The 22897-nt window shown below is 73.0% G+C and carries 20 protein-coding genes; 10 read left to right on the top strand and 10 right to left on the bottom strand.

From position 1 onward, the window contains the following. Positions 1-140 precede the first annotated feature (140 nt). Positions 141-1379 carry an MFS transporter gene (locus tag ACH4C6_RS33100; protein WP_398112367.1) on the top strand — a complete coding sequence of 413 codons (1239 nt, stop codon included), beginning with the start codon at positions 141-143 and terminating at the stop codon, positions 1377-1379. Here the strand turns inward: ACH4C6_RS33100 and ACH4C6_RS33095 are convergent. Both ACH4C6_RS33095 and ACH4C6_RS33090 read right to left on the bottom strand, forming a co-directional pair. Continuing rightward, positions 1316-2479, bottom strand: a complete 1164-nt coding sequence (locus ACH4C6_RS33095) for a hypothetical protein (protein ID WP_398112365.1) — start codon at positions 2477-2479, stop codon at positions 1316-1318. The genes ACH4C6_RS33100 and ACH4C6_RS33095 overlap by 64 nt on opposite strands. After that, the gene (locus ACH4C6_RS33090; RefSeq protein ID WP_398112364.1) at positions 2476-3417 is read right to left on the bottom strand and encodes a 5-dehydro-4-deoxyglucarate dehydratase; all 942 of its coding nucleotides are present in this window, start codon (positions 3415-3417) and stop codon (positions 2476-2478) included. Before ACH4C6_RS33090 ends, ACH4C6_RS33095 begins: the two co-directional genes overlap by 4 nt. Positions 3418-3640: 223 nt before the next feature. On the opposite strand from ACH4C6_RS33090, the gene ACH4C6_RS33085 reads away from it, so the two are divergent. The 8 genes from ACH4C6_RS33085 to ACH4C6_RS33050 all read left to right on the top strand — a co-directional run bounded on the left by ACH4C6_RS33085 (position 3641) and on the right by ACH4C6_RS33050 (position 11377). Continuing rightward, positions 3641-4450 carry an NAD-dependent epimerase/dehydratase family protein gene (locus ACH4C6_RS33085; protein WP_398112363.1) on the top strand — a complete coding sequence of 270 codons (810 nt, stop codon included), beginning with the start codon at positions 3641-3643 and terminating at the stop codon, positions 4448-4450. 306 nt (positions 4451-4756) lie between these two features. Continuing rightward, positions 4757-5533 carry a DeoR/GlpR family DNA-binding transcription regulator gene (locus ACH4C6_RS33080; RefSeq protein WP_398112362.1) on the top strand — a complete coding sequence of 259 codons (777 nt, stop codon included), beginning with the start codon at positions 4757-4759 and terminating at the stop codon, positions 5531-5533. A 91-nt stretch (positions 5534-5624) separates the two neighbouring features. Next, a complete protein-coding gene (locus tag ACH4C6_RS33075; RefSeq protein WP_398112361.1) occupies positions 5625-6998 on the top strand; it encodes an ABC transporter substrate-binding protein in 1374 nt (457 codons plus the stop codon). Continuing rightward, positions 6995-7936, top strand: coding sequence for a carbohydrate ABC transporter permease (locus ACH4C6_RS33070; RefSeq protein WP_398112360.1), 942 nt, complete (start codon positions 6995-6997; stop codon positions 7934-7936). Before ACH4C6_RS33075 ends, ACH4C6_RS33070 begins: the two co-directional genes overlap by 4 nt. After that, positions 7933-8784, top strand: a complete 852-nt coding sequence (locus ACH4C6_RS33065) for a carbohydrate ABC transporter permease (protein ID WP_398112359.1) — start codon at positions 7933-7935, stop codon at positions 8782-8784. The genes ACH4C6_RS33070 and ACH4C6_RS33065 overlap by 4 nt, the downstream gene beginning before the upstream one ends. After that, on the top strand, positions 8781-9770 hold the full coding sequence (locus ACH4C6_RS33060) for a zinc-dependent alcohol dehydrogenase family protein (RefSeq protein ID WP_398112358.1): 990 nt from the start codon (positions 8781-8783) through the stop codon (positions 9768-9770). Before ACH4C6_RS33065 ends, ACH4C6_RS33060 begins: the two co-directional genes overlap by 4 nt. Positions 9771-9894: 124 nt before the next feature. Continuing rightward, positions 9895-10116 (top strand): hypothetical protein, encoded by a 222-nt coding sequence (locus tag ACH4C6_RS33055; protein ID WP_398112357.1) that lies wholly within the window; start codon positions 9895-9897, stop codon positions 10114-10116. 64 nt (positions 10117-10180) lie between these two features. Continuing rightward, complete coding sequence (locus ACH4C6_RS33050; protein ID WP_398112407.1) at positions 10181-11377, top strand: TerD family protein; 1197 nt, start codon at positions 10181-10183, stop codon at positions 11375-11377. A gap of 70 nt (positions 11378-11447) precedes the next feature. On the opposite strand, the gene ACH4C6_RS33045 is transcribed toward ACH4C6_RS33050, so the two are convergent. From ACH4C6_RS33045 to ACH4C6_RS33010, 8 genes are all read right to left on the bottom strand, one after another. Then, positions 11448-12023: a TetR/AcrR family transcriptional regulator gene (locus ACH4C6_RS33045; protein WP_398112356.1), complete on the bottom strand. Its 576-nt coding sequence runs from the start codon at positions 12021-12023 to the stop codon at positions 11448-11450. 90 nt (positions 12024-12113) lie between these two features. Then, the gene (locus ACH4C6_RS33040) at positions 12114-13151 is read right to left on the bottom strand and encodes a LacI family DNA-binding transcriptional regulator (RefSeq protein WP_398112355.1); all 1038 of its coding nucleotides are present in this window, start codon (positions 13149-13151) and stop codon (positions 12114-12116) included. A gap of 60 nt (positions 13152-13211) precedes the next feature. Further along, entirely contained in the window at positions 13212-13616 is a 405-nt protein-coding gene (locus tag ACH4C6_RS33035; protein WP_398112354.1) for a VOC family protein, read from the bottom strand. A 71-nt stretch (positions 13617-13687) separates the two neighbouring features. Continuing rightward, positions 13688-14704 carry a 1-aminocyclopropane-1-carboxylate deaminase gene (locus tag ACH4C6_RS33030; protein WP_398112353.1) on the bottom strand — a complete coding sequence of 339 codons (1017 nt, stop codon included), beginning with the start codon at positions 14702-14704 and terminating at the stop codon, positions 13688-13690. A gap of 26 nt (positions 14705-14730) precedes the next feature. Further along, the gene (locus ACH4C6_RS33025) at positions 14731-15372 is read right to left on the bottom strand and encodes a GntR family transcriptional regulator (RefSeq protein WP_398112351.1); all 642 of its coding nucleotides are present in this window, start codon (positions 15370-15372) and stop codon (positions 14731-14733) included. Between the two features lie 171 nt (positions 15373-15543). Next, the gene (locus ACH4C6_RS33020; RefSeq protein WP_398112350.1) at positions 15544-17127 is read right to left on the bottom strand and encodes a TROVE domain-containing protein; all 1584 of its coding nucleotides are present in this window, start codon (positions 17125-17127) and stop codon (positions 15544-15546) included. A 336-nt stretch (positions 17128-17463) separates the two neighbouring features. Then, entirely contained in the window at positions 17464-18909 is a 1446-nt protein-coding gene (locus ACH4C6_RS33015; protein WP_398112349.1) for an alkaline phosphatase PhoX, read from the bottom strand. A 154-nt stretch (positions 18910-19063) separates the two neighbouring features. Continuing rightward, complete coding sequence (locus ACH4C6_RS33010) at positions 19064-20482, bottom strand: hypothetical protein (RefSeq protein ID WP_398112348.1); 1419 nt, start codon at positions 20480-20482, stop codon at positions 19064-19066. 463 nt (positions 20483-20945) lie between these two features. Here ACH4C6_RS33010 and ACH4C6_RS33005 point away from each other — a divergent pair, with 463 nt between their 5' ends. Continuing rightward, entirely contained in the window at positions 20946-22775 is a 1830-nt protein-coding gene (locus ACH4C6_RS33005; RefSeq protein ID WP_398112347.1) for an endonuclease/exonuclease/phosphatase family protein, read from the top strand. Positions 22776-22897: the final 122 nt, after the last annotated feature.

The following is a 22897-nucleotide window of genomic DNA, read 5'->3' as shown; positions in this document are numbered from 1 at the left end:
TCCTTCGTGAGTCGTCGCAAGGGCAGACCGCCCCCGGCGGGGGAACTCATCGGCGCACGGCCCGGCCCCCTCCCCAGGCCAGGCTCCTAGGGCATCTGCCCGATCCCCTCCCCGGGGCCTCAGCACCACGATGGGCGGGCATGACGACCTTCACGACCTGGCCCCTGCTGCGCGTACTGCGCGACCGTGCCGCGGGGCTGTACCTGTGCGGCGTGGTGGTGTCCGGCTTCGGCACCTCGGCGCTGTGGCTGGCCTGCGGGGTGTGGGTGAAGGAGCTCACCGGCTCGGACGGGCTGGCCGCGCTGTGCATGCTCGCCCTGTGGCTGCCGACCCTGGCCGGTCCGCTGCTGGGCACCGTCGCCGACCGGGTCCGCCGCACCCCGCTGCTGATCGGCACCAACGTGTTCCTGGGCGCCCTGCTGGTCAGCCTGGTGGGCGTGACGGGCCCGGGCGACGTGTGGCTGCTGTACGCGGTGCTGGTGGTGTACGGCGCGGCGGGCGTCGTGCACGACGCCGCCGAGTCGGCCCTGGTCGCGTCGGCGGTGCCCCGGCCCCTGCTGGGCGACTTCAACGGCCTGCGCACGACCGCCGCCGAGGGCATGAAGCTCCTGGCGCCGCTGGCGGGCGCCGGCCTGTACACGGCGTACGGCGGCACCGCCGTGGCCCTCCTGGACGCGGCGACGTTCCTGCTGGCCGCGGGCCTGTACGCCCTGGTGCGGCTCCGGGAGGACCGGCCCGCCCCGGTGGCCGGCGGGCACCGGCGCGGCACGGCCGAGGGCGTTCGCCACCTGTGGGCACACCCCACCCTGCGCCCTCTGGTGCTGGCGGGCGGCATCACCATGCTCGGGGCCGGGCTGAACGGGGCGATGATCTACGCCGTCGTCGACGCACTGGACCGCTCCCCCGCGTACACCGGGGTGCTGTACGCCGTGCAGGGCGCCGGGTCGGTGGCCGTCGGGCTGCTGTGCGGCCCGGCCCTGCGGCGCTGGGGCGGGCGGCGCTTCGCCGCGTACGGCATCGCCCTGCTGGCCCTCGCCGCGGCCCTGCGGGCGGTGCCGTCCGACGCGGTGGCGCTGGTGTGCAGCGCGGCGATCGGCGCGGGGCTGCCCGCCGTGCTGATCGCCGCGCTGACCGCCGTGCAGCGCGAGACGCCCGGCCCGCTGCTGGGCCGGGTCACCGCCACCGCCCACACCCTGGTGTACGCGCCCAACGTGGCCGGGCTGGCCGCGGGCGCGGTCCTGGTGGAAGCGGTGGGCCACCGGCCGGTGCTGGTGTCTCTGGGCGCGGTCCTGCTGGTCGCGGCGGCGGCGCTGGGTCAGGGCCCCGCAAGGGCCGAGCGGACCGCGTCCAGGTCGCCGTCGGATGCCAACCCGGCGTGATAGAGCCGCAGTTCGGTGGCCCCCTGGCCGCGCGCCGCGGCGGCGTCCGCGGCGAGGGTGCCGGGGCTGCCGCCCATGCCGGAGACGACGGTGAGGTTGGCGGCGAGCACGGTGCCCTCGCGGCGGTGCTCCGCGAACGGCGCCAGGAGGCCGGTGCCGCCGGCGCAGGGCACGACCACGCCGTCCGCGACGGAGAGGATGTGCGCCGGGTCGACACCGGCGTTGGCACCGACGTGGTAGGACACGGGGTCGGCGTGCAGCAGCACCTGGAAGCCCTCGGGCGCCGCCGCCCGGACCGCCGCGACGGCGTCCTGCTGCAGGCTCTGTGCGGTCGCGTCGCGGTACGCGCGCGTGGCGTGCGCGAGCCGCTCCCCGAGCAGCTTCTCGACGCCGGCCCAGCCTCCGTCGGAGGGCGCTCCCCGCCACACCGGTTCCAGCGCGTCCCGCACGGCGGCGGCGAGTTCGCCCGCGTCCGCTTCGTGCCGGCCGTAGCCGTCCCGGCAGGACGGGCAGAAGCACAGCGCCATGAGGTACTGGCCGGCGTCCCCGAGCGCCACGCCGCCGGTCTTGTCGTGCGCGTGCAGATGCTGGAGGCCGTACCAGCCGAGGGACTCCAGTTCGGTACCGCGCGCTCCGGGCCGTACGGCCGCCTCGGCCGCCAGGTCGACGAGGTACGCGCGCGTGGCGGGCTGGGCGATGCAGGGGGCCCAGGGGTAGCGGTCGCCGTAGGCGTTGACGACGGAGGTGTCCGGGTGCTCGGCGCCGAGGCGGGAGTTGTGGGCCAGGACGACCCAGGTGTGCACCTCCAGGCCGGCGCCGGCCAGGGCGGCTGCGGCCTCGCCGAAGGCGTCCCCGGGTGCCCAGTCCCCGGCCGCGTAGGGGCGCAGCGCGCGCCCGTCCCAGCGCTCGCCCGGCGGATACAGCACGGCGGCGTGGGCGGCGGTGACGACGCGGTGGCGGGGGTGGCGGGGGGTCAGGGCCCGGGTGGAGTGGTAGGCGGCGGCGAGCGTGACCTGCTCCACGCCGAGCGCGGCGATCCGCCCGGGTGCCTCCGGGTCCCCGTCGACGTCCCAGGGGTAGACGAACGCGGACGTCCTCACGTGGTCTCCTCCAGCAGTGCGTAGCCGCGGTCGATCACTTCGGCGAGCTGCTTCACGTGGTCCGCAGCCGGTTCCTGGAGGGGCGGCCGCACCTCGCCCACGTCCAGTCCGCGCAGCCGTACGCCCGCCTTGACGAGCGCGACGGCGTAACCACGGCCCCGGGCGCGCAGTTCGACGAACGGCCGGTAGAAGCCGTCCAGCAGGGTGTGCGCGGTGTCGTCGTCGCCGTCGCGCAGGGCGCGGTGGAAGGCGAGGGCGATCTCGGGGGCGAAGCAGCAGACGGCCGAGGAGTACAGCGTGACGCCGAGGGCGCGGTAGGCGAGCTGGGTCTGTTCGGCGGTCGGCAGGCCGTTGAAGTACAGGAAGTCCCCGGGGGCCTCGGTGCGCACGGCGCTGACGACGCGCTGCATCAGGTCGAGGTCGCCCAGTCCGTCCTTCAGGCCGACGATGCCGTCCGTGCGGGCGAGTTCGACGACGGTCTCCGGGGTGAAGACCGCGTTGTCGCGCTGGTACACGACGACCGGCAGGGTGGTCGCGGCGGCCAGCTCCCGGTAGTGCCGCAGCAGGCCTTCCTGCCCCGCGACGACGAGGTAGGGCGGCATGGCCAGCAGCCCGTCCGCCCCGGCCGCCTCGGCGAGGCGGGCGTAGCGCACGGCGAGCGCGGTGCCGTAGCCGGCGCCGGCGACGACGGGCACCCGCCCCGCCGCCGTCTCGACGGCGGCCCGGACGCACGCGTCGAACTCCTCGGGCGTCAGCGCGTGGAACTCGCCGGTGCCGCAGCAGGCGAACACGGCCGCGGCCCCGGCCTCCACCCCGCGGCGGACGTGGGTGCGGTAGGTGTCGAGGTCCACGGATCCGTCGGGTCCGAAGGCGGTGACCGGGAAGAACAGCGGCCCGCTGGGGATGTCGAGTCGAGCGGCGAGAGGGGCTGACGTCACGAGCTCTCCCGGTTCCATATTCATGATTGGCGTCTATATTTCTGAACACCACCACGCTAAGGCGCCCTCGCGGCGCCGGTCAAGCGCACGAACCCGCGACGCACCAGCGGATTCACCGACTCCACCGGCCACTTGACGGGTTCCGCCCCGGCTCCCTAGCGTGTCCACGCATATGAATGCCGTGCGCTCATCTGCACGACCGGCGAGTCAAGGAGACCCGAGGATGCCCGCTGTCCGCACCGTCCTGCTCACCGGCGCCGCCGGCGGCCTCGGCACCCTGATGCGCGGGCTGCTCCCGGACTACGGCTACGACCTGCGACTGCTGGACATGCGCCCCGTCGAGGGCGCGCCCGACGCGATCACCGCCGACCTCGCCGACCGGGACGCCCTGCGCGAGGCCGTCCGGGGCGTCGACGCGATCATCCACCTCGCGGGCATCTCCCTGGAAGCCCCGTTCGAGAAGATCCTCAGGGCCAACATCGAGGGCACGTACCACCTGTACGAGGCCGCCCGCGAGGAGGGCGTCCGCCGGATCGTCTTCGCCTCCTCCAACCACGCCGTCGGCTACACCCCGCGCCCGCAGGGCGACGACCCCCTGATCCCCGTCGGCACCCCGCGCCGCCCGGACACCTTCTACGGCCTGTCCAAGTGCTTCGGCGAGGACCTCGCGCAGCTCTACTGGGACAAGCACGGCCTGGAGACGGTCTCGGTGCGCATCGGCTCCTGCTTCCCGGAACCGACCAGTGTGCGCATGCTCTCGGTGTGGATGAGCCCCGCCGACGGCGCCCGCCTCTTCCACGCGGCCCTGACCGCCGAGGGCGTCGGCCACACCGTCGTCCACGGCTCCTCCGCCAACACCCGGCTGTGGTGGGACCTGAGCGGCGCCCGCGCGCTCGGCTACGAGCCGCAGGACGACTCCGAGCCCTGGGCGCCGAAGCTCATCGCCGAGCAGGGCGAACTGGACCCGGACGACCCGGCGCACGCCTGCCTGGGCGGCCACTTCGTGACCGACCCGCCGATCTGGCCGTACTGACCGGAAAGAGCGGTCGCGGGAGGACGGGCGGGCAGCAAACGGGCCCGCCCGTACGGGCGTTCGGGCACAGTCATGATCCGATCGGGCATCGCCCCCCGGACCTGCGGACGGCACCTGAGCAGCCGATACACCCCCGCAGACGGCCCCGCCCCACCCGTCACAGCCCGGGCGTGTCCACGACCGAACGGGCACAAGCGGGCAGGATCGCCGTCACAACAGACCTGGTCCAGGCGGCGCAACCCGCTGTAGAACTTCCTGCGAGGCCCCGCTCCGGCCCGAACGGGCAGGGCACGGCAGGAAGGCAGCATGACGGCCATGAACAAGACGGCGGAAGAACGCCAGCGCGAGATCGTGCTGGCCGCACGGCGTGACGGATCGGTCGACGTCACCGCCCTCGCCGGCGAGCTCGGGGTGGCCAAGGAGACCGTCCGCCGGGACCTGCGGGTCCTGGAGGACCACGGCCTGCTGCGCCGCACCCACGGCGGCGCCTACCCGGTGGAGAGCGCCGGCTTCGAGACGACGCTCGCCTTCCGGGCCACCAGCCACGTGCCCGAGAAACGCCGGATCGCCGCCGCCTCGGCGCAGTTGCTCGGGGACGCCGAGACCGTGTTCATCGACGAGGGCTTCACCCCGCAGCTCATCGCCGAGGCGCTGCCCCGGGACCGGCCGCTGACCGTGGTCACCGCCTCCCTGCCGGTCGCCGGCGCGCTCGCCGGGACGGACACCGTGTCCGTGCTGCTGCTCGGCGGCCGGGTGCGCTCCGGAACGCTCGCCACCGTCGACCACTGGACGACGAAGATGCTGTCCGGCTTCGTCGTCGACCTGGCCTACATCGGCGCCAACGGCATCTCCCGCGAGCACGGCCTGACCACCCCGGACCCGGCCGTCAGCGAGGTGAAGGCGCAGGCGATCCGGGCCGCCCGGCGCACGGTCTTCGCCGGTGTGCACACCAAGTTCGGCGCGGTCAGCTTCTGCCGGTTCGCCGAGGTCGGCGCGCTGGAGACGATTGTGACGAGCACCCTGCTGCCGTCCTCCGAGGCCCACCGCTACTCCCTGCTCGGACCGCACGTCATCCGCGTCTGAGACGAGCGCACCCGTCCCCGCCGGGGCACCAGCCCCCGCCCCGGCACACCTCCGCACATCCCTTATGTCCCCATACATCCAGGAGCGATCCATGCGAACCCAGAGCCGACGACGGCCACCGCGAGCCCCGCTCGCCCTGGCCGCCGCAGGGACGCTGCTCGCCCCGCTGCTCTCCGGCTGCTGGGTCGGCGCGGGCGGGGCCGGATCCGGCGGCGACGCCATCAACGTCCTGATGGTCAACAACCCGCAGATGGTCGAACTGCAGAAACTGACCCGCGAGCACTTCACCGAAGAGACCGGCATCAAGGTCAACTTCACCGTCCTGCCCGAGAACGACGTCCGCGACAAGATCAGCCAGGACTTCGCCAACCAGGCCGGCCAGTACGACGTCGCCACGCTGTCCAACTACGAGATACCCATCTACGCCCGCAACGGCTGGCTGCACGAGATGAACGGCTATGTCGCGAAGGACCGGGCCTACGACGAGCAGGACGTGCTCACGCCGATGCGCCAGTCCCTCACCGCCGAGGACGGCAAGCTCTACGGCCAGCCGTTCTACGGCGAGTCGTCGTTCCTGATGTACCGCAAGGACATCTTCGAGAAGAAGGGCCTGACGATGCCGGCCCGGCCCACCTGGCGGCAGGTGGCGGACCTCGCGGCGAAGGCCGACGGCGCCGAACCCGGCATGAAGGGCATCTGCCTGCGCGGGCTGCCCGGCTGGGGCGAGGTCATGGCACCCCTGACGACCGTCGTGAACACCTTCGGCGGCACCTGGTTCGACAAGGACTGGAAGGCGCGGCTGGACTCCCCCGAGTTCGAGAAGGCCACGAAGTTCTACGTGGACCTGGTGCGCGAGCACGGCGAGTCCGGCGCGGCCCAGGCCGGGTTCGCCGAGTGCCTCAACAACATGACCCAGGGCAAGGTCGCCATGTGGTACGACGCCACCTCCGCGGCCGGTTCCCTGGAGGCGGCCGGGTCCCCGGTCAAGGGCAAAGTGGGCTACGCCCCCGCCCCCGTGGAGCGGACGAAGTCCTCGGGCTGGCTGTACACCTGGGCCTGGGGCATCCAGCAGGCCTCCCGCAACCCGGACAACGCCTGGAAGTTCGTCTCCTGGGCCTCCGGCAAGGAGTACGAGCAGCTGGTCGGCGACAAGGTCGGCTGGTCGAACGTGCCGGCCGGCAAGCGGGCCTCGACGTACGCCAACCCCGCCTACCGCGAGGAGGCCGGCGCCTTCCAGGAGATGACCAAGGAGGCCATCGAGCAGGCGCGGCCCACCGATCCGGGCGTGCAGCCGCGGCCCGCGCCCGGCATCCAGTTCGTCGGCATCCCCGAGTTCACCGACCTGGGCACCAAGGTCTCCCAGGAGATCAGCGCGGCCATCGCCGGACGCCAGTCCGTGGAGTCGGCCCTGCGCACGTCCCAGGAGCTCGCCGAGAAGATCTCCGAGGAGTACGAGGGACGATGACCGCCACCACCACGGCCCCCGTGGCCGCTCCCGGGACACCCGCACCGGTCCGCCGGCCCTCCGGCCGCCTGCGCGCCTGGGCCACCCGCGCCCCGCTGCTCCCCGCCCTGATCTTCATGATCGTCGTCACCCAGCTGCCCTTCGTGGCCACGCTGGTGATCTCCTTCTTCGACTGGAACTCCCTCTACCCGGACGCCCGTCGCTTCGCCGGCCTCGACAACTACCAGGAGGTCCTCACCGACCCGGACCTGCGCCACTCGGTGGGGACCACCGTCCTGCTGACGGTGGCGGTGGTCCTGGCCAGCCTGGTGCTCGGCCTGGTCCTGGCGCTGCTGCTGGACCGCAGGTTCCGTGGCCGGGGCATCGTGCGCACGCTGCTGATCGCACCCTTCCTGGTGGTGCCGGTCGCGGCGGCCCTGCTCTGGAAACACGTGCTCTACAACCCCGAATACGGCCTGTTCAACGGGCTGCTGCACTATGTGGGCGGACCACAGCCCGACTGGATCTCGAACACCCCGCTGCTCGCCGTCGAGGCCTCGCTCATCTGGCAGTGGACGCCGTTCATGATGCTGATCCTGCTCGCCGGCCTGCAGAGCCGCGACCACGAGCAGATCGAGGCGGCGCGGGTCGACGGGGCGAGCGACTGGCAGATATTCGTCCACCTGACGCTGCCGCACCTGCGCCGCTACCTCGAACTCGGTGCCCTGCTGGGGTCGATCTACATCGTGCAGAACTTCGACGCGGTCTTCACGATCACGTCCGGCGGCCTCGGCACCGCCAACCTCCCCTACACCGTCTACCAGACCTTCTACCAGGCCCACGAGAACGGCCTCGCCTCGGCCGCCGGCGTCCTGGTGGTCATCGGCTCGATCGTCATCGCGACCTTCGCCCTGCGCGTGGTGTCGTCCCTGTTCCGCGAGGAGGTGTCCCGCGCATGAGCACGATCGCCCCGCGTGCCCGCCGCGTCCGTGGCAAGGGTGCGGGCCTGGGCCTGCTGGCCTGGCTGCTCGGCATCGCGTTCTTCCTGCCCATCGCGTGGATGGCGCTGACGTCCTTCCACTCGGAGACGGACGCGGCGACCAATCCGCCGTCCTTCGCGGCGGCCCTGACCCTGGACGGCTACCGCGAGTTCTTCGGCGCGGGCGGCGGCGCGAGCCCCTGGCCCGCCCTGATCAACTCCACGGTCGCGTCCGTCGCGTCGACCCTGCTGGTGCTGCTGCTGGCCTTCCCGGCGGCCTACGCCCTGTCGATCAACCGGGTCCGCAAGTGGACGGACGTGCTGTTCTTCTTCCTGTCCACCAAGATGCTGCCGGTCGTGGCGGGCCTGCTGCCGATCTACCTGTTCGCCAAGAACGCCGGGATGCTCGACAACATCTGGCTGCTCGTCATCCTCTACACCTCCATGAACCTGCCGATCGCGGTGTGGATGATGCAGTCGTTCCTCGCCGAGATCCCCGTCGCGGTGATCGAGGCGGCCCGGGTGGACGGGGCCCGGCTGCCCACCGTCCTGGCCCGCGTGGTCGCCCCCATCGCCCTGCCGGGCATCGCCGCCACCGCCCTGATCTGCTTCATCTTCAGCTGGAACGAGCTGCTGTTCGCCCGTGTGCTGACGGGCGTGGTCGCCGAGACCGCGCCGGTGTTCCTGACCGGCTTCATCACCAGCCAGGGCCTGTTCCTGGCGAAGGTGTGCGCCGCGTCGCTCGTCATCTCCCTGCCGGTGCTCGCCGCGGGGTTCGCCGCCCAGGACAAGCTGGTCCAGGGCCTGTCGTTGGGAGCCGTGAAATGAAGGCCGCCGTCATCGAGTCCGTGGGCAGGGCCGTCGTCACCGAGGTCCCGGACCCGGCGCCGGGGCCGCGCGAGGTCGTCGTCCAGGTCGCGGCCTGCGGCCTGTGCGGCACCGACCTGCACATCCTCCAGGGCGAATTCGCCCCCAAGCTGCCGATCGTGCCCGGGCACGAGTTCGCGGGCGAGGTCGTCGGCGTCGGCACCCAGGTCACCGAGGTGGCGGTCGGCGACCGGGTCGCCGTCGACCCGTCCCTGTACTGCTACGAGTGCCGCTACTGCCGCACCGGCCACAACAACCTGTGCGAACGCTGGGCGGCGATCGGCGTGACGACGGCCGGCGGCGCCGCGCAGTACGCCGTCGCCCCGGTGGCGAACTGCGTCAGGCTCCCCGACCACGTCCGCACCGAGGACGCCGCCCTGGTGGAGCCGCTGTCCTGCGCGGTGCGCGGCTACGACGTGCTCCAGTCCCGCCTGGGCGCGCACGTGCTGATCTACGGCTCCGGCACGATGGGCCTGATGATGCTGGAGCTGGCCAAGCGCACCGGCGCGGCGAGCGTGGACGTCGTCGACGTGAACCCGGCCCGGCTGGAGACGGCCCGCCGCCTCGGCGTGTCGGCCTCCGCGGCGAACCCGGACGAACTCGACCGTCCGCAGGGCTGGGACCTGGTCGTGGACGCCACCGGCAACGCGGCCGCCATCCAGGACGGCCTGGACCGGGTGGCCAAGGCCGGTACGTTCCTGCAGTTCGGCGTCGCCGACTACGCGACCCGCGTGACCATCGACCCGTACCGCATCTACAACCAGGAGATCACCATCACCGGCTCGATGGCGGTGCTGCACAGCTTCGAGCGGGCGGCGGAGCTCTTCGCCAACGGCGTCCTCGACCCCGAGGTCTTCATCAGCGACCGCATCCCGCTGGCGCGGTACCCCGAGGCGCTGGAGCAGTTCGCGGCGGGCGTCGGCCGCAAGATCGTGGTCGTGCCGTAGGACGGCGTCGTAGGACGGCGGGCCGCCGAGGGCACGCCGGGCGGGGCGGGCTGGGCGGGGCCGGCGGGCGGGGCGGGCGGAAATCCGGTGGGCCGGCCCGCCCCGCCCCCGTACGCTCGCGGGCATGCCACGACCTCACGGCTTCACCTACGAGCAGCACACCGGCGGAAGCGTCCGCATCAGCCACCACGGCCGCCCCGCCACCACCCTGAACGGGCCGCGGGCCGCGCGGTTCCTCGCCGAGGTCGAGGCCTCGGACCCCCAGCTCGTCATGGCCCGCTGGACCGGGAACTACAAGCGCGGAAACGAGCGCACCGCCCGCGATCACCCGCGCAACCGCCGCTGACCCGAATGGCAGCAAGGTAAGGGAACGGCAAAACCGCCTCGCTCGTTCACCCGGCATGACAGCTATGACCCCCGGCTCGAACATCCCCCTGTCCGCCGCCCGCGTGACGGTGGACGTCGCCGCTCCGGTGCGGCTCGACGTATCGGGCCTGCTGCTCACCGCCGACGGCAAGGTGCGCTCCGACGACGACTTCATCTTCTACAACCAGCCGTCGGGCCCGGGCGTGACGTACCGCTCGGGCGGCGGCTCCGCCCCCGACGCCATCGTCGTCGACACGACCGCCCTCCCCCCGGGCATCGAGAAGATCGCCATCACGGCCAGCCCGGACGCCGCGGGCCAGACCTTCCAGGGCATCGAACCGACGGCCACCCTCCGCAACGCGGACGACGGCTCGGTCCTCGCCACCTTCACACCCCCGCAGCTCGGCAGCGAGACGGCCCTGGTGATCGTCGAGGTGTACCTGCGCAACGGCCAGTGGAAGGCCCGCGCGGTCGGCCAGGGCTACGCCGACGGCCTGGCGGGCATCGCCACGGACTTCGGTGTGACGGTGGAGGAACCGGCCGCCCCCGCTCAGCCGGTGGCCCCGCCCCCGGCCCCGGTGCAGCCGCCGGCCCCGCCCGTCACCGCGCCCGCCGCTCCCCCGGCCGCTCCCGCCACGCCCCCGCCGCCCGCTCCCGGCGCGGGGAAGATCAACCTCGACAAGGGCCGCGTCAGCCTCCAGAAGAACCAGACCGTCTCGCTGATCAAGGGCGGCCGTCCCCTGCTGTCCCAGGTGCAGATGGGCCTCGGCTGGGAGCCGGCGTACCGCGGCAAGGACATCGACCTGGACGCCTCGGTCATCGCCTACGGGCCGCAGCGCAACCACATCGACAGCTGCTACTTCGGCAAGCTCCAGATCGTCGGCGGCGCGATCCGCCACTCCGGCGACAACCTCACCGGTGAGGGCGGCGGCGACGACGAGGTCATCACGGTCGACCTCGGCCGTCTGCCCCAGGAGGTCACGGGCCTGGTGTTCACGGTGAACTCCTTCTCCGGCCAGAAGTTCACCGAGGTGGCCAAGGCCTACTGCCGCCTGCTCGACGCCGCCACGGGCGAGGAGCTGGTCCGCTTCGACCTGACCGGCGCCGAGGCCCAGACGGGCGTGATGATGGCCAAGCTGATCCGCCAGTTCTCCGGCGAGTGGGAGATGACGGCGATGGGCGACTTCGTGAAGTCCCGCACGGTTCGGGGGATGGTGAAGCCGGCCGCCCAGGCCCTGTGACACCCCGGCCGCACCCCGGGCGCCCTCGCCGAGGGCGTCCGGGCGGCCTCGCCGGAGCCGGCCGCCCGGGTCAGTGGTCGCGCGGGCGGAGCCCCTCCGTCAGCAGGGACAGGTAGCGCCGCATATGACCGCACTCCCCGTCGGCCAGTTCCGACGCCGTCGCCATGCCGTGGGCCAGGCGCAGGACGTCCTCCGGCGCCACGTCCTGCCGCAGGGTGCCCTCCTCCTGCGCGGCCCGGACCAGCCGTCGCGCCGCGCCGCGCACCGAGTCGCCGCAGGCCGTGGCCACCGCCCCCGCACCGCCGGTGACGGCCGGGCCGAGCAGCGTCCGCAGCCCGCGCATCCGGATCAGCCCGGCGCCGACCTCATACAGCCACTCCGCCAGGGCCTCCCCCGGTGCCAGCGCGGCGGCGAGTGCGTCGGCCCGGGCGGCGATCGCCTCGATCCGGTCCAGGTACACCGCCTCCAGCAGGGCCTGCCGGGTCGGGAAATGCCGGTACAGCGTGCCGGACCCGACACCCGCCCGCTTGGCGATGTCGTCCAGGGACGCGTTCTCGCCGTGCTCGGCGAACGCCTCCACGGCCACCTGCAGCAGCCGCTCGCGGTTGCGCCGGGCATCCGCCCGCATGGGCCTGACCTGCACCACGCGCCCTCCTCACGGACCGACCGGGGACCCTTCGGGCACCTTAGCCGCAACGCCCCGCCGCACCGTGCTCGTCCGGTGCGGCCGTGCGGCTCAGGCGGAGGCGCGCACGACCAGCTCGGGCGTCACCCAGGCGTCCGGGCCCCGCAGCGGCTCGTCGCCCTTCCGCAACCGGGCCACCTGTTCCACGGCCAGCCGCCCCAGCCGCCGCTTGTCGATGTGCAGGGTGGTCAGGGCGGGCTCCACCAGTTCGCCCAGGGAGAGCCCGTCGAAGCCCAGGACGGCCAGGTCGTCCGGAATCCCCCGGCCGCGGCGGCGCGCGGCGCGCATCGCCCCTACCGCGATGAGGTCGTTGAAGCCGAACACGGCGGTGATCCCGGGCCGTTCCCGCAGCAGCCGCTCCATGCCGGCCTCGCCGCCCGCCACACTGTGCTCCGGGCACGTCGCGACCCAGCCCTCGTCCACCGGCAGGCCGAGCCGCCGCACGTGGTCCAGGAAGGCCCTCCGCCGGTGTCCGGGGCCGTGCACGCCGTCCAGCATGCCGATCCGGCGGTGCCCGGCGCGGTACAGGTGCTCCAGGCCCGCACCGACCCCGCTCACGGCGTCGATGCCGACGGCAGCGAACCCGGTCTGCCGCGGCCCCCGTTCCAGCAGCACCAGCGGTACGCCCGCGAGGTGCCGGGTGAGGACCTCGTCGGAGTCCCTGAAGTAGCCGATGACCGCGTCGGCCTGGTGGGACAGCACGTCCAAGGCCTGCCGCTCGCGGGCCTCGTCGATCCGGGAGTCCCAGACGACGACCTGCCAGCCGCGCTGCTCGGCGGCCTCCAGCACCCCGGCGGCGACCTCGGGGAAGAACGGGTTGCGCAGGTCCGGGATGACCAGGCCCGCGGTGACGGCGCCCTTCTGCACGAGTCCGCGCGCGAACCGGCTCGGCCGGTAGTCCAGGAGCCGCACCGCCTCCAGCACCCGTTCCTTGGTGGCGGGGTCTATCTCGCCCTTGTCGTTGACCGCGCGGGAGACCGTCTGGCGGGACACGCCGGCCAGGCGGGCGACGTCGTGGATGGTGGCCCGGCGCCGCGCACCGCGGGGCCCTTCGGCTCCCGGCTCCGCGCGCTGTTCGTCGGTCCACACGTCCAGCACTGTAACCGGCGCGGGCCGGGCCGGGTCCGGGCGGCCGGACGGCGGGCCCCGTCAGCCGTCGAGGTCGGTGAACAGCGTCAGCTGGAGGGCGCCGGGGGCCTGGAGCCGTGCGTTGAGGGAGTTCCAGGGGGTGCGGACCGGCTCGGCGACGACCTCGGCCCCGGCGGCCTCCAGCCGGGCGCTGGCGGCGGCCGAGTCGTCCACCCGGAAGGCGACGCGGATGTGCCCGGCCACGCGCCGTCCCACCTCCACGTCGTCGATGAACGCGGCGTGGTTCGGATCGGTCAGCTCCAGCGTGGCCCGTCCGGCCTCCAGGATGGTGACCCGCCCGTCCTCGGAGGCGAACGCGTCCCTCTCGGGCAGGCCGAGGACGTCCCGGTAGAAGTGCAGGGCGGCGTCGTAGTCGTCCGCCGTCACGACCAGGCGGAGCTCGTGGACGGCTGGTGCGTCGGACATGGCGCCTCCTCGGCGACGTCGGCTCACCAGGGGCAACGCCCCCGCCGCCCGGCCGATTCCCGCGAGGGGACTCAGAACAGCGCGCTGTAGGCGTTCAGGGCCGGCTGCCCGCCCAGGTGGGCGTACAGCACCGTCGCGTCCCGGCCTATCTCGCCCCGCCGCACCAGGTCCACCATGCCCGCCATGGACTTGCCCTCGTAGACGGGGTCGGTGACCATCCCCTCCGTGCGCGCGGCCAGGCGCATGGCGTCCAGGGTGGCCTCGTCGGGCACGCCGTAGACGCCGGCGTGGTACCGGTCGTCGAGTTCGACGTCGTCCTCGGTCAACTCCCTCTTGACGCCGATCAGTTGGCCGGTGCGATGGGCGATCCGGGCGATCTGCGCCCGGGTGGCGGCGGGTGCGGCCGAGGCGTCGATGCCGAGCACCCGGCGGGGGCGTCCTCCGGCCTCCTCCAGCGCGGCGAAGCCGGCGACCATGCCGGCCTGGGTGGACCCGGTCACCGAGCACACGACGACGGTGTCGAAGAAGACGCCCAGTTCCCTCTCCTGCTGGGCCACTTCGTGCGCCCAGGCGGCGAAGCCGAGTCCACCGAGGGGGTGGTCGGAGGCACCGGCCGGGATGGCGTAGGGCTTGCCGCCGGACTCCTCGACCTCGCGCAGCGCCTGTTCCCAGCTCTCCTTGAAACCGATGCCGAACCCGGCCCTCACCAGCCGTACGTCGGCCCCGGCGAGCCGGCTGACCAGGATGTTGCCGACCTTGTCGTACACCGCGTCGGGCCAGTCCACCCAGCTCTCCTGCACGAGGACGCACGCGAGTCCGGCCCGGGCGGCGACGGCGGCGACCTGGCGGGTGTGGTTGGACTGCACGCCGCCGATCGACACGAGGGTGTCGCAGCCCTGGGCGAGCGCGTCGGCGACCAGGTACTCCAGCTTGCGGGTCTTGTTCCCGCCGTAGGCGATGCCGGAGTTGCAGTCCTCGCGCTTGGCCCACAGGGAGGCGCCGCCGAGACGTTCGGTCAGCCGTTCCAGCCGGTGCACGGGCGAGGGGCCGAAGAGCAGGGGGTAACGGGCGTACGAGGAAAGGGGCATGGGTCCTCCCGGTCGGTTCCGGTCCGTCAGTCGGCGAGCTCTTCGAGCCCTCGCCAGATCTCCGCGGTGACACGGACCGCCTCGGCCGCGTCCCCGGCCGCGCAGGCGTCGATGAGCCGCTCGTGCAGCCCGGCCGAGCGGCAGCTGCCCCCCTCGCCGAAGCGCCGGCGTTCCAGGCGGCGGATGAGCGGGGTGTAGCGGGCGGCGGTCGCGGCTGCCGCGCGGTTGCCGCCGGCGCGCACGAGGACGTCGTGCAGTTCGTCGTCGGCACGCAGGGCCGCCTCGACGTCCCCGCTGTCCACGGCCGCGGCGAACCGCGCGTTGGCGGCGCGCATCGCGGCGATGTCCACTGCGGTCAGGCGGGGCACGGCGGCCCGGGTGGCGAGTTCGTGCATGGCCCCGACGACGGCCGCGGCGTCCCGGACGTCGGCGGCCACCAGCGGCGTCACCCGGGTGTAGCTCTGCGGCTTGCTCTCCAGCAGGCCCTCGTCCACGAGCCGGGAGAAGGCCTCGCGCACCGGGGCGCGGGACAGCCCCAGCCGCTCCGCGAGGTCGGCGTCCCGCACCACCGTGCCGGGTTCGATGTCCCCGGCCACGATGGCGTCCCTGATCGCCGCGTACGCCCGGTCCCTGAGCAGGGTGCGGGGCACGGGCCGCATGGTGTCCACGACTGAAATGTTAGATGTCAGTGCCGGAGGCAACAAGGGTCCGGACGCGGCGCTCCGGGGCCGGCGCTCCGCATGCGGTGCGGGGCCCGTGGTCCGCGTGCGGTGCGGGGCCCGCGGTCCGCATGCGGTGCGGGGCCCACGTTGCGGATGCGCAGCGCGGGCCCCGATCGCTCAGGCCGCCCAGGGCCAGTCGGCGTCCCGGGCGGCCTCGATCAGCGGGACCATGCGGAAGGCGGCGTCCGACAGGCCCCCGAAGGTGTGCCGGTTCGCCGCGCCCGAGGGGCCGTGGCCCGCCGGGTGACCGGCCAGGTTCCAGGTGTAGAGCGGCACGTCGGCCGGGACCTGCTCGGCCGGACCGCCGCGGTGGTGGTGCGTGTACTGCTCGTCGGTGACGATCAGCACCCGGTCGTGCCCGTCGTAGTGCCGGCGCAGCGCTTCCGTGGTGTCGGTGCCGCCCAGACCGTGGAAGCGGTCGAGGACCTTCAGCACGGACTCGCCCGCGCGGAAGGACACGCGGTCGCTGGTGGAGCCGAACTCGACCAGGTCGGCGTGCTCGGCCCGCAGCGCGAGCGCCGTGCCGAACACCGCGGCCGCGTCGGCCCAGGTGAGCGCCGAGCGGTCGGACAGCCGCGACCAGAACATCGAACCCGAGCGGTCCACGAGCACCAGGGTCCGGCCGGACAGCGCGGGCACGTTGGCCAGCGAGTGGCCGAGCGCCCGCTCCAGGGCGTACGACCAGCGCAGCGAGGGCGCGTGCCGGTGGGCGGCGAGGTAGCGGAAGGGGAACTGCCGCGAGCGGGCGACCTCCGCCGGGTCGCTGATCCGGGCGCAGACCTGCTCGGCGACCTCGTCGCGCACACCGGCCTCGTCGAAGTTGCGCAGATTGCGCAGCAGCGCCATCGGCCCCATGGAGGGGATGACGGCCTCCCAGGCGGCCGCGTCCATCGGCCCCTGCAACCAGCCCGCCAGCGCCTCCCACGTCATGCCGGCCGCGGCCAGCCGCTCGGAGCCGCCCTCGGCGGTCACGACCGCGCGCCGCTGTGCGACGGGCAGTGCCATCAGCGCGCGGTGCGCGGTGAGGACGGGCTCCGAGGCGGGCGGCACGGCGGTGTCCGGGTGGTGGCGGCGGTCGAGGGCGTGGCGGAACAGCTCGCCCTGCCAGGGCTTTCCCGGATCGGGAGCCGCGTGCACGAGGTTCAGGATGTCGCCGAAGCGGTAGCCCTTGGAGGCGGTGTCGTACTTCAGCAGGGCCCTGCCGTGGTACAGGCGGCGCACGGCGTCGGCGACGCCGCGCTTGACGGGCTTGGGCACGTTGCGGCCGTAGGTCGTGGTCCAGTAGGCGAGCAGCTCGCCGGGCTCGTCGGGCCGCTGGAGGACGGAGTCGACGACCTGCCGGTTGGACGGTCCGCCGGTCGCTCCGGCGTCCAGGCGGGCCTTGACGTACTCGGCGGCGCCGACGACGGAGGCGGTGCGCAGGTTGCCCGCGCCGCGCAGCCAGCCGAGCAGGCCGGCCGTCCACCGGGGGTCCCGGACGGCGAGTTCGCGCACGAGCCGCCGGAACCGGTCGTCGCGGTCTTCGCCCGTCTCGTAGAAGCTCCGCTGGGAGACGAGGTGGGACACGGCGAGCAGGAACAGCTCCGAGCGCGCGTCCCGTTCGCGGCCCCGGCCGCCCTCGAAGGTGCGCAGCACACGCCCCGTCGACGTCACCCGCGAGACGGGACGGGCCCGCGTCGTCTTGCTGTTGAATCGCGCCATGGTGAATTCCCCCGAATTCGTTCCTCGTTGTTCAGGGGACGCGGCAGGAAAAGCGGTGGGTGCCCGAGGACAGAATGCGGCGACGGACTCATTCAGATGCTCTACCCATTGAGCTACGGCGACCCGAGGTCGCCGACGGGACTCGAACCCGCAACCATCCGATCCCAGGAAGTAGCCGTTGCCTTCGCACCGGGCACCCACCATGCCGCGCCTCCCGAGATCAGATCGGCGGCGGCGTCGAGTTCTTTGGAGGAAGTAGCCGCTGCCCTCGCACCGGGAGGTGCGTGACGTTGTGATCTCACTGTAGGAGGCGCGCCGCGGGAGCTGCGAACGAATTTAGTGCTTCTTCTGCCGCTTCCAGGGGCCGGTGATGGCGAGCATGATGCCGGGCGTCTGGATGTTGGCGTAGAGGGTCCGGCCGTCGGGCGAGAAGGTGACCCCGGTGAACTCGCTGTACTCCGGCTCCTCCTCGGTGCCGATGTTCCATTCGTTGCGGGCGATCGGGTACGTGCGTCCGCTGTCGGTGGCTCCGAACAGGTGCTGCACGCCCTCGCCGTCCTCCGCGATGACGAGACCGCCGTAGGGGGAGACGGTGATGTTGTCGGGCCCGTCGAACGCGCCGTCCTTCGCCGGGTCGGGGTTCACGCCGAGCAGCACCTTCAGCGTCAGGGTGCGGCGCTTGGGGTCGTAGAACCAGACCTGGCCGTCGTGCCGGACGGGGCTCTCGTCACGGGCGTAGGACGACACGATGTAGGCGCCGCCGTCGCCCCACCACATGCCCTCCAGTTTGCGGGCACGCGTGACGTCGCGGTCGCCGAACTGCTTGCGCACGGGGGTGGTGCGGGCGTCGCGGTCGGGGACGTCCACCCAGTCGACGCCGTAGACGGTGCCGATGCGGGTGGCGCGGGAGAGGTCGTCGACGAACCTGCCGCCGGCGTCGAAGCACTTGGGCGCCTGGAGCACACCGGCGTCGTCGGCGAGCCGGCGGAACTTCCCGTGGCCGTAGGTGAAGCCCTTCGGCGGGGTCCAGCGGAAGAAGAGGCCGTTGGGGCCGGAGGCGTCCTCGGTGAGGTAGGCGTGGCCGCGCTTGGGGTCGATGACGACGGCCTCGTGGTCGTAACGGCCGAAGAACTTCAGCGGCTTGGGGTCGCGGTTGGCGCGGCGGTCGGCGGGGTCGACCTCGAACACGTACCCGTGGTCCTTGGTCATGCCGTTGACGCCGGCCTTGTCGGAGTTCTCCTCGCAGGTGAGCCAGGTGCCCCACGGGGTGCGGCCGCCCGCGCAGTTGGTGGAGGTGCCGGCGATGCCCACCCACTCGGCGACGCGTCCGTCGGGGCGCACCTCGACGACGGTGCAGCCGCCGGCCGCGGCCGGGTCGTAGACGAGGCCCTCGGTGAGGGGCACGGGATGCGTCCAGTTGGCGCGCGGGCCCTTCAGCTCGTGGTTGTTGACGAGCAGGGTGGTGCCGCGGGGGCCGTCGAAGGCGGCGGTGCCGTCGTGGTTGGACGGCGTGGACTCGCCGGTCTCCAGCGTGGTCCTCCCGCTGTGCGTGATGACGCGGTACGTGAAGCCGGCGGGCAGCGCGAGGATGCCCCGGGGGTCGGGGACGAGCGGCCCGTAGCCGACGCCGTGCCGGGCGTCAGCGGCGCCCTCGGCACTGTCGGTGTCGTAGGACGCGAGGGCGTTCGGGGCCGTGGCGAGGGCCCCGACACTGCCCGCCAGCGCGACACCGGCGCCGGTGATCGCGGTGTTCCTGGCGAAGTCCCTACGGGTGAGCGACATGGAGTCTCCTGAGACGGTGAGGATGCCGTGGGAGGTGGCGGACCTCTTTCGGCGAAACCGTCCCGCTCAACCGTGAACGCCGGTTGAACACACCCTGGGGGCGCGGGGAACTGCGCGACAAGCCGAGACGGCGCCGCGCACGCGCGGAACCGGATCAGCTCCCCTGCTGCGACCGCGCCTTGAACGCGGCCTTCCGCGCTTCCTTCGCCACCTTCTTGTCGGGATGCAGCCGCCCCATGGCTTCCAGCACATCGGCGGTCGCGGGGTGGTCCACCCGCCACACGGCGGCGAAGAACCCGCTGTGCTGCTGCGCGAGCCCCTGCACCAGAGCCCGCAGCTCCTCGGAGTTCCCTTCCGCCGCGAGCTGCGCGGCGACCGTGTCGATGGTCAGCCAGTACACCATCGCCTCGGACGGCGTCGGCACGTCCGCCGCACCTTGCTCGGTCAGCCAGACACGGGCGAGCCCGCCCAGTTCGGCGTCGTCGAGCACCTCCCGCAGGGCGGGTTCGGCCGAGGCGCCGACCAGCGACAGGGCCTGCTGGCAGCGCAGCCGCCGCAACGGCGCCCCGGCGTCGGAACCCCGCGCCGCCGCCAGCAACTCCCGTGCCGCGGCGAGCGGTTCGCGCTGCCGGAGCCACTGCCCCGTCTCGGCCTGCGCGGCCCCGGGCGGGTAGCCGGCGGTGCCGTCGAGCAGCGCGTCGGCTCCCTTGTCGGTGAGGCCGCCGACGGCGGGGGCGTCGAAACCGGCCTCCAGCAGCCGGGCGCGCATGCCGTAGAGCCCGAGCGGGGTGAGCCGGACCATGCCGTAGCGGGAGACGTCGGTGTCGTCGACGGGAGCGGCGGGCTCCTCGTCGGCGTCGGCCATCAGCGCCTCGTCCACCGGCTGGTACTCGACGAATCCGACCGGCTCCAGCATCCGGAACTGGTCGTCCAGCCGCATCATCGCGTCGGACACCTGCTCCAGGACGTCGTTGGTGGGCTCGTCCATGTCGCTCGGCACGATCACCGAGGCGGCCAGTGCCGGGAGGGGCACGGGGGCGCCGCCGGGGGTGTCCTCGCCCGCGGTCAGCAGGTAGAGGTTGCCGAGGACGCCGTCCAGGAACTCGGCCTCGGCCTCGGGGTCCCACTCCAGGGCGGACAGGTCGACCTCGCCGTCCTCGTCGAGGAGTCCGTCCAGGTCGGGCACGCTCGCGTCGGCGAGCACGGTCTCCAGGGCGGCGAGCCAGACGGCCAGCACGTCCTGCGGGGAGCCGCCGGTGAGCAGCGCGAGTTCCTCGCCCGCCCGGACGGTGCCCTCCTCCTCGTCGAGGACCTCCACGAGACCGGCGTCGACGGCGACCCGCCAGGCCTCACTGGCATCGGCGGCGGCGTCGTCCCCGCTCAGGCCGAGCGTCTCGACGGCGGCGGGCAGCTGTTCGTCGACGAGGCCGCCCCCGGCGTCGACACGGGTGTCCGGCCCGGCCCAGCGGGCGAGCCGGGCGGCTCGGGACAGCAACGGTGTGGACAGCGCGTCGCGCGCCAGCTCCGCTTCGGTGTGCAGCCGCACCGGCGGCAGGGGGGAGCTGTCTGACATCGGCTGGTTCTCCTAGGGCCTGTCGTTCGGATCACGCCGCAGACGCGGGTTCCGACAGGCACGTCTGCCGCGTTGTCGTCCGCCTTGCAGCTGCACGCGCCGGATCCCGCTCGACCGCGTCGATCAGCCACTGTCGGTTCCCGGGCCCGATCCGAACGACAGGCCCAGCGCGCCTCAGGTGGCTCAACCGCTCAGCCTAGACGGATTTCCACCCATGCCGCCCACTTCATCTCCTCGTCGGCCGCCGTACATGGCCGAAACCTTGACAAGTGACATGAACAGGCTGGAGATTGACGCGCGTAGAAGTCGGCGGACACTTGTTCACCGGACCGGCCCCACCCCGTCCATCCGTCCCGCCCGCGTCTACGCGCGTCACCGCCCCGCCCCGCAGGGAGCGGCCAGCTGTCGTCCCACCCGTTCGCCCTCGTCCCGGCGCCCTGTCACGTCCCCGGAGGGAATCCCATTGCCGAGCAAGTCGTCCGCGCGCCTCGCCGCGCTCACCGTCGCCGCCGCCTGTTCCGCGGCTTCCACGATCGTCCTCACCACCCCCGCGCACGCGGAGTCGGTCCGCGTCCACGACATCCAGGGCACCACCCGGACGTCCCCGTACGCGGGCAAGCAGGTCACCGACGTGGCCGGAATCGTCACCGGCATCCGGACCTACGGGTCCTCCCGCGGCTTCTGGATCCAGGACCCGAGCCCGGATGCCGACCCGGCGACCAGTGAGGGCGTCTTCGTCTTCACCAGCTCCACCCCCAAGGGGGTCGCCGTGGGCGACTCGGTGACGGTGAGCGGCACGGTCACCGAGTTCGTCCCGGGCGGCGCGAACTCCGGCAACCAGTCCGTCACGGAGATCACCAAGCCGACGACCACGGTCGTCTCCAGCGGCAACGCCCTCCCCGCCGCGACGGCGATCACCTCGCGCTCGGTCCCGGCGGCCTACGCCCCGGCCGGTGACACCGCCGCCGGCGGCTCGATCAACGCGCTGCCGCTGAAGCCCGCCGCGTACGCCCTGGACCACTACGAGGCCCTGGAAGGCATGACCGTCCAGGTCACCGACACCCGCGTGGTCGGCGCCACCGACCCGTACACCGAGCTGTGGGTGACGGTGAAGCCGCACGAGAACCGCAACCGCCACGGCGGCACGGTCTACGGCTCCTACGACGACCAGAACACCGGCCGTCTCCAGATCCAGTCGCTCGGCACGCCCGCCGCCTTCCCCAAGGCGAACGTGGGCGACACCCTCGCGGGCAGCACCTCCGGTCCGCTGGACTACAACCAGTTCGGCGGCTACACGCTGGTCGCGAGCGAGCTCGGCACCCTGGAGAGCGCGGGGCTGGAGCGCGAGACGACCCGCGAACAGCGCTCGTCCGAACTCGCGGTCGCGACCTACAACGTCGAGAACCTCGACCCGTCGGACGACACGTTCGCCGCGCACGCCTCCGCGATCGTGAACAACCTGAAGTCCCCCGACATCGTGTCCCTGGAGGAGATCCAGGACAACAACGGCGCGACGAACGACGGCACGGTAGCGGCCGACCAGACGTTGAACAAGCTGATCGACGCGATCGCCGCGGCCGGCGGTCCGACGTACGACTGGCGCTCGATCGACCCGGCCGACGGCACCGACGGCGGCGAGCCGGGCGGCAACATCCGCCAGGCGTTCCTGTTCAACCCGGAGCGGGTCTCCTTCGCGGACCGCGCGGGCGGCGACGCCACGACGGCCACCGGCGTCGAGAAGATCCGCGGCAAGGCGCACCTGACCCTCAGCCCCGGCCGCATCGCGCCCACCGACGAGGCCTGGAAGAGCAGCCGCAAGCCGCTGGCCGGCGAGTTCACCTTCCGCGGCCGCACGGTCTTCGTCATCGCCAACCACTTCAACTCCAAGGGCGGCGACCAGGGGTTCACCTCCCAGTACCAGCCCCCGGCGCGCAGCTCCGAGACCCAGCGCCACCAGCAGGCCACGGTGGTGAACGCCTTCGTCAAGGACATCCTCGACGTCCAGAAGAACGCGGACGTCATCACGCTGGGCGACATCAACGACTTCGAGTTCTCGAAGACCGCGCAGCTCCTGGAGGGCCGCGGCGAACTCTGGTCGGCGATCAAGTCGCTGCCCCGCAGCGAGCGTTACTCGTACGTCTACCAGGGCAACAGCCAGGTCCTGGACCAGATCCTGGTCAGCCCGTCGATCCGCCGCGGCTGCGACCTGGACTACGACAGCGTGCACATCAACGCGGAGTTCCACGACCAGATCAGCGACCACGACCCGCAGATCCTGCGCTTCCGCCCGTGACACCCGGCGTGGGGGGGGGGGGGGGGGGCGCCCCCCCCCCCCCCCCCCCCCCCCCCCCCCCCCCCCCCCCCCCCCCCCCCCCCCCCCCCCCCCCCCACCCCCCCCCCCCCCCCCCCCCCCCC

Origin of the sequence: Streptomyces sp. NPDC017943 (assembly GCF_044328425.1) — a bacterium.
In the GTDB taxonomy this organism is placed as follows: domain Bacteria; phylum Actinomycetota; class Actinomycetes; order Streptomycetales; family Streptomycetaceae; genus Streptomyces; species Streptomyces djakartensis_A.
The sequence above is the reverse complement of the archived record's forward strand: the minus strand, read 5'-3'. Positions and strand labels throughout refer to the sequence as shown.

Coding starts and splice junctions, on each gene's coding strand:
- ACH4C6_RS33075 (WP_398112361.1), top strand. CDS start 5,625: ATGCGAACCCAGAGCCGACGACGGCCACCGCGAGCCCCGCTCGCCCTG.
- ACH4C6_RS33050 (WP_398112407.1), top strand. CDS start 10,181: ATGACCCCCGGCTCGAACATCCCCCTGTCCGCCGCCCGCGTGACGGTG.
- ACH4C6_RS33070 (WP_398112360.1), top strand. CDS start 6,995: ATGACCGCCACCACCACGGCCCCCGTGGCCGCTCCCGGGACACCCGCA.
- ACH4C6_RS33035 (WP_398112354.1), bottom strand. CDS start 13,616: ATGTCCGACGCACCAGCCGTCCACGAGCTCCGCCTGGTCGTGACGGCG.
- ACH4C6_RS33085 (WP_398112363.1), top strand. CDS start 3,641: ATGCCCGCTGTCCGCACCGTCCTGCTCACCGGCGCCGCCGGCGGCCTC.
- ACH4C6_RS33080 (WP_398112362.1), top strand. CDS start 4,757: ATGACGGCCATGAACAAGACGGCGGAAGAACGCCAGCGCGAGATCGTG.
- ACH4C6_RS33055 (WP_398112357.1), top strand. CDS start 9,895: ATGCCACGACCTCACGGCTTCACCTACGAGCAGCACACCGGCGGAAGC.
- ACH4C6_RS33100 (WP_398112367.1), top strand. CDS start 141: ATGACGACCTTCACGACCTGGCCCCTGCTGCGCGTACTGCGCGACCGT.
- ACH4C6_RS33030 (WP_398112353.1), bottom strand. CDS start 14,704: ATGCCCCTTTCCTCGTACGCCCGTTACCCCCTGCTCTTCGGCCCCTCG.
- ACH4C6_RS33020 (WP_398112350.1), bottom strand. CDS start 17,127: ATGGCGCGATTCAACAGCAAGACGACGCGGGCCCGTCCCGTCTCGCGG.
- ACH4C6_RS33015 (WP_398112349.1), bottom strand. CDS start 18,909: ATGTCGCTCACCCGTAGGGACTTCGCCAGGAACACCGCGATCACCGGC.
- ACH4C6_RS33065 (WP_398112359.1), top strand. CDS start 7,933: ATGAGCACGATCGCCCCGCGTGCCCGCCGCGTCCGTGGCAAGGGTGCG.
- ACH4C6_RS33060 (WP_398112358.1), top strand. CDS start 8,781: ATGAAGGCCGCCGTCATCGAGTCCGTGGGCAGGGCCGTCGTCACCGAG.
- ACH4C6_RS33010 (WP_398112348.1), bottom strand. CDS start 20,482: ATGTCAGACAGCTCCCCCCTGCCGCCGGTGCGGCTGCACACCGAAGCG.